General features: G+C 36.0%; 4 protein-coding genes and 2 pseudogenes. 4 read left to right on the top strand and 2 right to left on the bottom strand.

Translation table 11 applies throughout. The features are described from left to right. The 4 genes and pseudogenes from QVB70_RS14615 to pyk form a co-directional block, all read left to right on the top strand. Positions 1-263: pseudogene (locus tag QVB70_RS14615) on the top strand (hypothetical protein); the annotation flags it as partial. Between the two features lie 18 nt (positions 264-281). Then, positions 282-839 carry a glycine cleavage system protein H gene (locus QVB70_RS14620; protein ID WP_287587721.1) on the top strand — a complete coding sequence of 186 codons (558 nt, stop codon included), beginning with the start codon at positions 282-284 and terminating at the stop codon, positions 837-839. Between the two features lie 305 nt (positions 840-1,144). Then, positions 1,145-1,978 (top strand): hypothetical protein, encoded by an 834-nt coding sequence (locus QVB70_RS14625; protein ID WP_287587723.1) that lies wholly within the window; start codon positions 1,145-1,147, stop codon positions 1,976-1,978. A gap of 342 nt (positions 1,979-2,320) precedes the next feature. Further along, a complete protein-coding gene (pyk, locus tag QVB70_RS14630) occupies positions 2,321-3,754 on the top strand; it encodes a pyruvate kinase (RefSeq protein WP_287587724.1) in 1,434 nt (477 codons plus the stop codon). Positions 3,755-3,880: 126 nt separating this feature from the next. Here the strand turns inward: pyk and QVB70_RS14635 are convergent, their stop codons facing one another. Then, positions 3,881-4,309: a GTP-dependent dephospho-CoA kinase family protein gene (locus QVB70_RS14635; protein ID WP_287587726.1), complete on the bottom strand. Its 429-nt coding sequence runs from the start codon at positions 4,307-4,309 to the stop codon at positions 3,881-3,883. A 180-nt stretch (positions 4,310-4,489) separates the two neighbouring features. Further along, positions 4,490-4,708 (bottom strand): annotated as a pseudogene (locus tag QVB70_RS14640) (peptidase M28); the annotation flags it as partial.

Raw genomic sequence — 4,708 nt, forward strand, 5'->3', positions numbered from 1 at the left:
AACTTGGATATTCAAAACTCAAAGCCATAAAAGAATATGGATTCGATGGCCTCGCAACAATTTGTCCTCTTTGTCAATACGTCTACGATTATAGCCAAGGATCGATGGCCGCCACATTTAAGACCCAGATACAAGTTCCCGTACTCTACTTAATCCAATGGATGGGGCTTGCCATGGAAATGGATCCCGAAGAAGATCTTGGATTAGAATTCATGATTCACACAAGTCCAGTGGAACCTATTCTTGAAAAACTGCAGATTTAATTATTGGGAGGACTAAATATGCCGATTACCATCACGTATGATGAAAAACGCATTTTTATAATGTTGGACGATTTGTATTACTGGTCGGGTGCAATGGGTTCACATCCAGGACATATTTGGATGTCAACATATATAATTCCCAAAATTAGAGTTGGTATCGATGATTTTGGTGTGTATGAAGCAGGTGAGATTAAGTATATACGCCTTCCCTCTGAAGCTGGCGGCGAAGTTAAGCAAGGAAAAGTCTTTGGAACATTAGAGGCTGGTAAATATGTTGGACCACTTATTTCACCCATTAGTGGTAAGATCGTTGAAGTAAACCAAAAAATCAAAGAACAGCCTTTACTCTTGAATGAAGATTGCTATGACGAAGGCTGGCTCATAAAAGTTGAACCATCTAATTTGGACGAAGAAATTAAGAACCCGAACATAATTTATAGCGAAAAGGCGATTGAAGAATGGATGAAAGGCGAATTTGAAAAATTTAAAGTTGCAGGAACCGTACGTGTTGTTAACCGAACAGAATACGGTGCATGGAAAATAATAGCACGCGAAGAAAGCAGAAGAAAGGCATAAAAGCCACATAAAGCGCCTTCCAACCTCTTTTTTCATAACTATTTTTTTGCTTTTTTGAGTAATTCTTGACTTCTTTTTAACATAATTTATTTGATATTCACTATTTCAGAATGTAATCTAAAAAAATGTAATTTTCTTAACCTCGTTGCTTTCGGTAAGTCGACAAAAATTTCATTTGCGGAGAGTTTTTCTAGTTCTGCGTAGAGTTTGCCCAGAAAATTTTAAATCTTAAACCTAGACTAAGTATTTAACCACAATAAATGGGGTACACCTCTGTGTTGACGTTTGAGATTGAGATGTTTCGCTTGGATAGTGAAGGTGAACTCACCCCAATCAACTTGGATAAAAAAGAATTAAAAAGCAAAGACGTTTTACTGATTGCAGACGAGTCAACAAAAACCCTTTGGCTTTGGAAAGGCTCTAAAATAGATGTCAGGAAAAAATTCTTAAGTGCACGGGCAGCAGTTCAATTAAATACCCAAAAGGGACGAAAATTCAAGTCTGCCGCTATTGAAGAGGGAACTGAGCCTGAAGAATTTTTTAACCTCTTTAGTAAGACAAATGTCAGAAAATCTACTTCTAAAAAAGCTTCTAATTCAAGTATTAGAAAATCGAAGAAATCTAAATCTGAAGCCTCACTAACTTCTACAGATAATAATACCCCTACGATTAAAGAAACGATTCCCCCTCAAGAAATACACCCTAAGAATGTACATTTAGTGCAAGAAAATAAAGAATCCTCTAATAACTTAACTCTTAAAATGGAAGAACTCGATGATCTCTTTGGCAAAATACCTGAAGGTTATGATAGAGGATATGTTATTATTGGAAACGATATCTATGGTTTGGTTGTAAGTAAGAGTACATTTCTTGGCACTGAAACAATTGACAAGAGTTTTCAAAAATTAACTGATGCCAAAGATGGACATTTCATTATCGAAGGCTACCTTCCACGCGTTGTAATAAAGGATAACAAAGTAAAAGCTATTGAACTCATTAAAAAACCTGAAACTCGCAGGGAAGGAGACGAAGTTGAAGATGTTAAAGCTTTAAAAGAAGAAGTCCTTGCTGAAAAGGATTTTATGAAAACTGATGATGAAGAAACTCTTGTTGTGTATGTCAATCCGCTTTTCAGATAATCTTATTTGTTTCATTTTTTAATTCGATTATCGCCCACTTACTTTTTATTGTTTGACTCAAGCCAATTTTGTGTTGGAATAATATCAGTTTTAAGCAGTCACTTATGAATTGATCCAGTTGGGGATACTATTTTACAGACTATAGTGAATTAACTGAAAATTATATTCGAACTAGGTAATAGTCTTCTAACTAAATCAATTTCATAACACCCGTTTTTTAAAGGAGTTATTGAATATACAAATTGAGGCTCTTCGAAAAATTCTTTGTAGTTTTAAGGAATTTGAAAAAATGAATAAACACATAAAATAAAATATAATATGATGCGAACTGAGGGAGAAAGAATGGACAAAGAAACTAACCTTACGAGGTCAAAGATAGTAGCGACTATAGGACCGGCTTCTGATTCTGAGGAGACACTTATTGAGATGATTGAAGCGGGGATGGATGTTGCAAGACTAAATTTCTCACATGGTACTCATCAAGATCACATTGAACGGTTTGATCTGATAAGAAGTATTTCTGATATCGCCATTATGTTTGATATTTCAGGACCTAAGATGAGAACAGGTGAAATGGAAAAAGGTAAGGAGTCAGTATATCTTAGTCTAGGAGATAATTTCACTTTAACAACCCGAGATGTATTAGGGAATGAATCAATAACCTCAGTTTCTTACAAAGATCTTTCGTATGATGTTAATATAGGAGATATGATTTTTCTCAATGATGGTATTATTGGGCTTCGTGTTGTCTCGATCGATGATAAGGATGTTCATTGCCAGATTGAATCTGGTGGAGTGTTAAGCGCAAGAAAAGGCGTTAATATCCCAGATGTTCATCTTACAATTGATATTCCTACACCAAAAGACATAGCGGATATGAAAATTGCGGCAAAACTTGTTTCAGATTATTTAGCGGTTTCTTTTGTGAGAACACCAGAAGAAATGCTAAAAGTCAGAGAAATACTGCAAGACGAGGGAGTAGAGATTCCACTCATTGCAAAGATTGAACATTCAATTGGCCTAAAAAACTTTGACGCAATTTTGGAAGTAGCTGATGGAATAATGGTAGCTAGGGGTGATCTAGGGGTAGAGATACCACCAGAACGTGTTCCCTTAGTTCAAAAGGATATCATCCACAAATGTAATCGCTACGGGAAACCTGTAATTACAGCTACACAAATGCTAGAGTCAATGACGTCAAATCCACGCCCTACAAGAGCAGAAGCGAGTGATGTTGCAAATGCAGTATTAGATGGAACTGATGCTGTTATGCTTTCGGGTGAAACAGCAGTAGGTGATTATCCGGTTGAGTCTGTAAAGACTATGGAACGAATAGCAAAAAATGCAGAAGGCTCAATGCCCTACAGAGATCCTGACTATTACGACCATGGTCACGAAGATGTGGCTGAGGTGATTGGACACGTCATTCATACAATTACCAAAGAAATGGATGTAGCAGCAATAATAACAGTAACGACTGGAGGTTTTACTGCGCGTATGATTTCCAAATATCGGCCTAAAAAAAGCATAATAGCGATCACACAAGATGAACGCGTTATGAGACAACTCAGACTTCTGTGGGGAGTATATCCATTAAACAAAGAAATTCAAACTGATGATGCGTCAAAGTTAATATATAGTTCTTTAAAGGCGGTTTACGATGCAGGTTTGCTTTCTAAAGATGATACGGCTGTTATCGCTTGCGGGTCAGTTCTTGTACCCGGAAAGACGAATTTAATTGGCATCTACGAACTTGGCGCGGTCATGAAATATTAGAGAAATCTCCTTCATGAAATTAATTTCTTTTTGTATACATCGATCTACTTTAGTATACTATGTATTGAAAGACACATAATTACAATTTAAAAAGAAAATTCGTTTTTCTTAAGTTAGTTAATTAGGTTATGTCTGATTTAGTTTCTCCATTGCCTCTATTATATCTTGAAATCTTTTTTTGGTGTCCTTGTTCACATATATAACTACAACACCCTGATCAGGTTGTCCATAGAGGACAATTGAACCATTTGGGGCAAGCATGGTAGCAGGAATTGCAAGGAGGTCTTCTTCGCCATCAACATAGAGCCGTATTGGTATTTTCTCTTTTTGAAAAAGACTAGTTAATAAAGGCCAAATTTCTTTTTTAATAACTCCGGCTGGATTTGCTATAGAGTAATCACATTTGACAACTTGTGATGGAGATAAAGCTCTTCTTTTAGTTTTAAAATCTATTATAATAATATCTGGTATTACCCCAGCTTCAAGTAAAGTTGATGACACAACATCTCCTACTGTGACTATTTTTTTCGTTAACAACCTTACTTGATTAGCCATTTCAGTTATCTTTTCTATAAAACTTGAGTTGTCTGAACGAATTAATTGCCCTAAAGGACGTTGAAGAGTCTTACGTAAGTGTAACGGCACTTTTAAATCTGTTGATATGTAAAAAAGACACACCTCCAAATAGAAACTGCCAAGTGATGAATTGACTATAAACGGGTTTTATTTATCACATTAAATTGAAGTAAATGATGTAACGGTTTCTTTGTCTGTTCTTTTGATCAATTCGATTAGCAAATTAATCATACGTTCAATATCTACAATCGAAGTCATACTTACATGCGAATGAACATGTCTGGTCGGAATGCCAAGTACAATTGATGGAACTCCTACACGGCTTAGGTGAATCGCTCCAGCATCCGTTCCTCCTCTAGGCATTGCAGACAATTGATA

It is taken from the genome of Candidatus Borrarchaeum sp. (genome assembly GCF_019058535.1).
GTDB classification, from domain to species: domain Archaea; phylum Asgardarchaeota; class Sifarchaeia; order Borrarchaeales; family Borrarchaeaceae; genus Borrarchaeum; species Borrarchaeum weybense.